We start from the raw sequence: 7,075 nt of genomic DNA, 5'->3' as shown, positions 1-7,075 counted from the left end.
GAATGCCTGAGCATCAAGACGCAGAAGAACCCATTCGCACTTTGCCGCAAGTTACTGATCAACGCCTCCCGCGCGGCTTATGATCAGTTACAGCTGCTTCTCGCAGCTACTGCGTAACATCAGTCACAGATTTAAAAAGGATGGGTAGGAAGGCGGATAGCGTGAACGGAACCTTGGGTTGCCCACTACGTCAGCTTTTCAGCTAGTTGTGTGTCATGGGTTAGCTTCTTCGCATTGCGCAAATCAGTCCCTATCCTAAGCCAGTGTTGCTCAAGCGCCATTGCCGATTCCCCACCGGCAGCTGGTAAAGCGGGATATCGGCGCTGCCTGATTTGATGGCACCCTTTGTGGTTTAGGCTACGTGCGGCCCTGGTAGAAACCACGGTTGGCCATCGACCAGGTGGCTGCGCACTGGATGCCGGTAGAGTGCGCTGAGGTTGGCTTCGGTTAGTGTTTCTTGCACGGGCCCGGCCAACCAGCGGCCGTCACCGAACAATAGCAATACATGGCTGGCAAACCCGTGGGCGTGATTGGGGTCGTGGCTGACCAGCACAAGGCTGCGGCCTGCATTGGTTTCGTCACGCAATATCGCCAGCGCTTGCTGTTGGTGCCGAAGGTCGAGTTGCGACAGTGGTTCATCCAGTAATAGCAGTTCGGCTTGTTGGGCCAGCACGGCAGCCAAGCTGGCGCGTCGGCGTTCGCCGCCTGACAGCGTGGCAAGGTCCCGTCCGGCGAGATTCACCAAGTCAAGGCGTGCCAGCTGGTGCTGTGCCAAAGCGATGTCATCGGTGCTTTCCCAGTCCCAGCGGCCCAGGTGCGGGTGGCGGCCGGTCAGGGCTTTTTCCAGCACCGTTAACGGAAAGGCGCTGTCATCTTGCTGGGTCAGCCACGCCATCCGCTTCGCACGTTCCTGGCTTGTCCAGCTTGGTAGGGGTTTGTCGTGCAGGTTGATTTTGCCTGCCTGTGGCGCATGCCAGCCGGCCAGGGCGGCCAGCAGCGTGCTTTTCCCGCAACCGTTTTCTCCCAATACCAGCCAGCATTCACCGGGTTTGATGTTGATATCAAGGGCATGGCAAAGTGTACGCTGGCCTTGTCGTATGCTCAGTTGGTTGGTGGCAAGCAGGCTCATTGTTGCCGCCCGCGCCGCTGTAACAGCCAGAGGAACACGGGTACGCCAGCCAAAGCAGTCACCACGCCGACAGGCAGCTGCTGTGGGGCCAGCACAGTACGGGAAACGATATCCGCAGCGAGCAACGTACAACCCCCGCCGAGCACGGTTGCGGGTAAAAGCAGGCGAATGTCCTGGCCCAGCACAAGCCGCAAGGCATGGGGCACGATAAGGCCTATAAAGCCAATGAGGCCGGCACTGGTAACGGCGACTGCGGTGGCGATCGACGAAGCGAAATACAGCAGCCATTGTAATTGGCGGGTCTGACTACCCAATGCATGGGCGGCCTGCTGGCCATGGCTGAGGATATTGAGATCGCGCGCGCACGGCCAAAGCAGGATGAGCAAACCCAATAACACCAAGCCAGCCACTTGCCAGGGGGCGCCGGCAAGGTCTCCCAGCATCCAGAACACCATGCCGCGTAAGAGCCCGTCTGGCGCGATGCTGAGCAACAAGGAGCTTAGCGCCCCCGCGAAGGATGCCACCGCGATACCGGTAAGCAGCAGGCGCGACTGCTGGCTGGAATGATCGTGCCGGGCCAGGGCAAAGACCAGCAAGGTGCTGGCCAATGCACCCGTTCCAGCCGATAAGGAGACCAGCACGCTGCTTGCCCCCAACAGCAAAGCGGCTAGCGCGCCTACACTTGCGCCACCCGAGGTACCCAGGACATACGGGTCGGCCAGCGGGTTACGTAGCAATATTTGCTGCAATAAACCAGCCATGGCGAGCAAGCCGCCAACCACCAGAGCTGCCAGGCTGCGTGGCAGACGCAATTGCAGCACAACGTCGCGCGCCATTTGGGCATCGGGTGTTGATTGCCATAGCTGCCAGGGTCGGTAGGCGGTGCTGCCCAGGCAAAGGCTGATAGTCAGCAGCACTAGGGTTAGCAGCAACAAGGCGGCCATTATCAGGGCAAGCCGCTGGCGGGTAAGATGCGTGTGTTCTTTCACTGCCGCGCCTTATCGACGGCGGCACACAGCGCTTCAGCGCCGTCCACCAAGCGTGGGCCCATGCGGCTGAGCAGGTCGGGTGGCAGCATGTAAAGTTGGTTGCGGGCGACTGCCTTCAGGCGTGGAAAGCGCGCCCATCGTTGTAACCATGTATTCTTGGCGGTGCTGTCGCCACTGGTGGCGATCAGGTCCGGGTTAGCGACGAGTACGGCTTCTTCATCCACCGTCGGTGCGCGCGATGGTAATTCGGCGAATACGTTTACTGCACCGCAAAGTCGCATGACGTCCGAAATGGCTTGCTCGCCGTTGATGGTCATCAGCGGCCTATCCCACACTTGATAGAACACGCGCACAGGGCGTTTACCGGCATGGTATTTAGCCAGCGTCGCAGTACGTGTGCGTAACTGGGCGGCGGCTTGTTCTGCTATGTTGGTTCGCCCTGTCAATACACCCAGCCGTTCCAGCACATGCGGAATATCCGTCAGTTTCTTTGGGTCGTCGTAGTAGATCGCAATACCCAGCGATTCCAGTTGCGTCAGTTGGCGAGCAGGATTCCCGCCGGGCCATGCGACGATCAAATCAGGCTTGAGGGTACGAATCTGTTCCAAGTCGAAGTGGTTGTAACTACCAATCTCTGGGATCTTCTTGGCGGCAGCCGGGTAGTCGCTATAGCTGCTTACGCCCACGATATTTGGTCCCGCGCCAATCGCAAACAGGTCTTCAGTAAGGTGTGGGGCCAGGCTGATGATGCGTTGTGCCGGCTTGCCCAAACGTACGGTGCGGCCTTGGTCGTCTTGCACGCTGATGTCGGCATGGGCGGCGCCCAGTAGCAGCCACAACAACATGCCCCGACACAAGGTTTTCACCACTCCACTCCCTTCTGTGCCCGAATCCCTGATGTATAGGCATGCTTCTCGTTTTCGATAACCGAGACTGTGTCGGCAATGTCCAACAGCTCCTTGGCGGCAGCACGGCCGGTTACCACCACATGTTGCATGGCGGGACGGGACTCAAGGTCGGTTATTACCCGGCTTCTGTCGAGGTAGCTATAGCTGAGGCAATAGGTCAGTTCATCAAGCACAACCAGTTCGTAGCTTGGGTCGGCAAGCATGCGGTGTGCAACTTCCCAGGCCTGTTCTGATTTTCTGGTATCTGCCTCTCGGTCTTGGGTGTCCCAGGTAAACCCATCGCCCATGACATGCCATTCGCAATGCTTGCCGAGAAAAGCCTCTTCTCCGGTATCGGTACGGCTTTTGATGAACTGTACTACCCCTACTTTCATCCCATGGCCAATAGCGCGCGCCACCATGCCAAAGGCTGACGACGATTTGCCCTTGCCGTTGCCGGTGAGCACGACAAGAATGCCGGTGTCGATATTGGCCTCGGCAATATGGGCGTCGATCAGTGCTTTTTTGCGCGCCATGCGATCGGTATGGCGGGCGTTGCGTATGCTGTCTTCAGTCATGATTTTCTCGTCTGCGATCACACGTCCCGGTTGCTGACACCGGCTTGGGCAAAGGTAGCCATCTGACTATGTAATGCACAGGCCAGTTGCAACAAGGGGAAGGCGGTGGCGGCACCACTGCCCTCGCCCAGGCGTAAGCCCAGCTTTAGCAGGGGCTGGCCGTCGAGTTCAAACAGCAGACGGACATGTGCGGGCTCGGCGGACTGATGCCCGAACAGGAGCCAGGGTGTGATGCTGGGGTTCATCTTGCATGCCGCCAGTGCAGCGACAGTGCTGATAAAGCCATCCACCAATACGGGTATTCCGGCTTGGCTGGCGGCAATGTAAGCACCTGTCAGTGCGGCGATTTCAAAACCACCCAAGGTAGCCAGCATGCTGGCCGGGCTAGCGAGCCGGGATGCGTGTAATTGCAATGCAGAACTCAGGAGACCTGCCTTACGAATCACCCCTGCTGGGTCCAGCCCCGAACCGGGGCCGACGAGCTCGGCGACTTCACAATTGATAAGCACTGCGCCCAGTGCACTGGCGCTGCTGGTGTTGCCAATTCCCATTTCCCCGCCGATAAAACAGTCAGCTTTGTTGGCTTGGGCGCGTCTTACGGCAGCTTGTCCTACCTCCAACGCTGCGTGCAGGGCATCCATGGACATGGCGGGGTGTTCGAGCAGATTGGCCGTGCCGAGGCCGATCTTGGCTTGGATTACGTTGGGCAGGTGGCTGGTATCGCCCGCCACACCGACGTCGATGACTTCAAACCCCGCTTGGATTTGCTTGGCAAGTACGCAGATGGCTGCCCCGCCATGGGCAAAGTTTGCCACCATCTGAGCGGTGACGGCTTGTGGGTAAGCCGATAAACCAGCGGCAGCCAAGCCATGGTCTGCCGCGAAAATACTGATCCAGGGACGGGACAATAAAGGGCATTCCCTCCCCTGCAAGCCAGCCAGGCGGATTGCAATACCTTCAAGATCGCCCAGCGCGCCGGTTGGTTTGGTGAGGTTATGCTGCCGGGTGGCGGCAGCGGCTTGGGCGGTTTCGTTTACAGCGTGTGCTGGGGCTTGCCACCACATTCCTTGCATAGGAGTTTCCTGGTTTCTGGATTGTATGGGTACATTGGAACCGGTATGTCAGTGGCTGTCAGAACCGGTTCACTGTTTTAGTCTCACTGTGCTCCTTAGAACCGGTTTTCGATCTGTCACGAACAGCTATCAGCAGGGTGAAGCGCAGCGCAGAAACTGGAATATAAGTGGGTACATGAGGATTTCGAGAAACACATTAAGCCCTGGTCACAGCTGCGCAGTAAGATCGTAAACCGGTTCTTAGACCGGTTCATATCGCGGCCAGGTCCTTTGTGAGACGAAAGGCGCTAGGGTAGCCAAATATCCATACTGCCGGCCAGACTTTGCGGTGAATTTGGCTGGCTGATGCTAGGTTTGGTACGTATCGGCCTCTCACCAAGGTGGTATCAAACGCCTTTGGGTTGCCAACGTAGGCTGATAAGGCCATTACGTCCGAGCGTGCCATAGTCTGTGACTTGCACGTAATCCTTGTCGAAGACATTGTTCAGGCGAGCGCTTAACTGCCAGTCGCGGGCCAGTTGCCAATTTGCGGCGAGGTTGACCAGGCTGTAGCCCGCCAAGCGTACGGTATTGGCCGCATTATCAAAGCGTTTGCCCTGCGCCTGTACTTCAAGCTTGGCATCAAGTTTGCCGAATTTAATGCCGGTATAGACAGCACCTACCTGACGCGCGCGGCGTGCCAATTGTTTGCCGTCACTGCTGGTGCCCGAAGCATCCTTGGCATCCAACCAGTCGAAGTGGCCGCCTGCCATCCATTGCTGTGACTGCCAGTCGAGGCTTAGGGTTGCACCGGTTAACTGGGCACGACCAATATTGGCGGGCTTCCAGTTTGTGCTGCCGGGCGAGGTAGGGGCCCAGGCGATGAGGTCGCGCACGGTATTGCGGTATAGGGTCAGGCCACCTTGTAGGTTGTCTGCTTTGAAGCGGGTGAACACCTCGCGGTTGAACGATGTCTCCGGTTTCAGATCGGGGCTTTCCGAGCCGGGCCAGTACAGGTCGTTGAATGAAGGCGCACGGAAACCCGTGCCAAGGTTACTACCCAGTTGCCATGTGGGGTTCAGATGCCAGCTCCCCCCGAGTTGCGCGCTGGCATGATCGCCGAATTGGGAATTTTTGTCGTAACGCAGATTGCTTTGCAGACGCAGTGGGCCCAGGCTGGTCAGATAGCCGCCAAATAGACTATTGATGCGTCGTTGGCTGACTGCGTAGGCGGTATCGCCACTGACCTTCTGTTGCAGCGTTTCCAGGCCTACCAGGGCGGTGCCAGAGCCGACTTTGATTTCGTTCTGCCAACTGAATGTCTGTTGCTGTGAGTTGATGCTGCGTTGTTTGTCGGTGAGGTTGTCATACGCTTGCGGCGTAAAGTTCGTGCCCCTATCAACGCTGGTTCCGGCCCTGAAATGCGCTTGCCAAGTATCGTTAAACTGCATGCGAGTCCATAAGTTCATGCTGCCTTGCTCACCGTTGTCGCGATAGTCGAAGGCTTGGGCGGTAGGGTTGAAGGCATTGTCGTAGACCGATCCATCATATTGGCTACGCACTTTTGCATAGAACAAGTTGGCACCGAGTTCGAGCGTATCGTTTACATGGTGGCTTAGCGATGCACTGAGGTTGCCGTTGCGGTAGCTGTCTTTGTCCGCGTAGTAGTTGGGGTTGCTTGGATTGGCGATGCTGCTGATGCCATCGGTTTCGCTGTAGCCAAATCCAATCGTATAACGCGTTGTATCGACTTCACCACCCACGTGTGCGCTGAGGTTACGGCTGCCATGGCTGCCCCCCCCAAGGCTGATGGCTGGTTGTTTGGCCTGTTTGCCGGTACGGGTAAAGATTTGTATCACACCCCCAATGGCGTCCGATCCATACAGACTTGCTGCCGCGCCACGCAGGATTTCAACGCGTTCAATCTGATCGACCGGCAAATGTTGTAACGATGCGCTGCCCAGCGTGGGCGAGCCAAAGCGTATGCCGTCGATCAATACAATGGTGTGGCCGGCATTGGTGCCACGCAAAAACAAGCTGCTAGCCTTGCCCGGCCCGCCATTATTGGTGAACTGCACACCTGCTTGAGCAGGAAGTACTTCAGCCAATGTCTGGCCGCGGAAGGTATCGAGGTCGGCCCGGTTGAGCACCGTAAGGTCGCCTATGGCTTCCTTTTGTGTTTGGGGTACGCGGGCAGCGGTGACAATGACTTCATCGGCACGCTCTATGTAAGGGGCGCTAAGGCTATGGAGGCTGGTGGCAAGCAGCGTTATTGCAAAGGGATGGATAGTGCGGGACAGCATGGAGGTCTCCTGAAACCAAACTCGTGTAACGACGAGAGTAGGCAACAGGGAAACTACGGCAGGCATAAACTTGGGCGACAGGCAGCCGCTGGCTCAAACCCGCTGCGTGCACCCTGCCGCGCGTCAATGATCTGCCT

Annotated in this window: 6 protein-coding genes; all 6 read right to left on the bottom strand. The window is 57.7% G+C overall.

Features of this window, described 5'->3' with window-relative positions:
* Positions 1-352: 352 nt before the first annotated feature.
* The 6 genes from CSQ89_RS10590 to CSQ89_RS10565 all read right to left on the bottom strand — a co-directional run bounded on the left by CSQ89_RS10590 (position 353) and on the right by CSQ89_RS10565 (position 6,938).
* Positions 353-1,129, bottom strand: coding sequence for an ABC transporter ATP-binding protein (locus CSQ89_RS10590; RefSeq protein WP_099406127.1), 777 nt, complete (start codon positions 1,127-1,129; stop codon positions 353-355).
* Positions 1,126-2,118, bottom strand: a complete 993-nt coding sequence (locus tag CSQ89_RS10585) for a FecCD family ABC transporter permease (RefSeq protein WP_233203061.1) — start codon at positions 2,116-2,118, stop codon at positions 1,126-1,128. Before CSQ89_RS10585 ends, CSQ89_RS10590 begins: the two co-directional genes overlap by 4 nt.
* Positions 2,115-2,984 (bottom strand): cobalamin-binding protein, encoded by an 870-nt coding sequence (locus tag CSQ89_RS10580; protein WP_233203059.1) that lies wholly within the window; start codon positions 2,982-2,984, stop codon positions 2,115-2,117. Before CSQ89_RS10580 ends, CSQ89_RS10585 begins: the two co-directional genes overlap by 4 nt.
* Complete coding sequence (gene cobO, locus CSQ89_RS10575; RefSeq protein WP_099406130.1) at positions 2,981-3,583, bottom strand: cob(I)yrinic acid a,c-diamide adenosyltransferase; 603 nt, start codon at positions 3,581-3,583, stop codon at positions 2,981-2,983. Before cobO ends, CSQ89_RS10580 begins: the two co-directional genes overlap by 4 nt.
* A 17-nt stretch (positions 3,584-3,600) precedes the next feature.
* Positions 3,601-4,656, bottom strand: a complete 1,056-nt coding sequence (gene cobT / locus CSQ89_RS10570; protein WP_099406125.1) for a nicotinate-nucleotide--dimethylbenzimidazole phosphoribosyltransferase — start codon at positions 4,654-4,656, stop codon at positions 3,601-3,603.
* A 386-nt stretch (positions 4,657-5,042) separates the two neighbouring features.
* The gene (locus CSQ89_RS10565) at positions 5,043-6,938 is read right to left on the bottom strand and encodes a TonB-dependent receptor domain-containing protein (RefSeq protein ID WP_158228958.1); all 1,896 of its coding nucleotides are present in this window, start codon (positions 6,936-6,938) and stop codon (positions 5,043-5,045) included.
* Positions 6,939-7,075: the final 137 nt, after the last annotated feature.

This window comes from Chitinimonas sp. BJB300, assembly GCF_002735695.1.
In the GTDB taxonomy this organism is placed as follows: Bacteria; Pseudomonadota; Gammaproteobacteria; order Burkholderiales; family Chitinimonadaceae; genus Chitinimonas.
Note: the sequence above shows the minus strand (reverse complement) of the source record. Positions and strands in the feature narration are given on the sequence as shown.